Below are 203 nucleotides of genomic sequence, written 5' to 3' on the forward strand. Positions count from 1 at the left end.
GATTATCCCGAAAGATTGGCCACAACGTGTGTGGGAGCGTCAATGTAACGTGTTGATACTCACACTCAGGAAAGACATGTTGTTGCTTTCGTATCCACCGCTCTGTGGTTTTTATACCACAACTGTTGCAAAAGCGAGATTTACACGTCTGGTGAATGTATTTGTGATGGGTGCAGTCAGCATGACTGCATCGATACTCTTTA

General features: G+C 44.3%; 1 protein-coding gene. It reads right to left on the reverse strand.

The window, feature by feature from the left end; translation table 11 throughout:
- The coding region (locus ACTRWI_RS22980) for a transposase zinc-binding domain-containing protein (RefSeq protein WP_499133977.1) at positions 1–203 on the reverse strand (203 nt) is incomplete at both ends.

Source organism: Pseudoalteromonas sp. G5_S1_14_S5 (assembly GCF_054968605.1).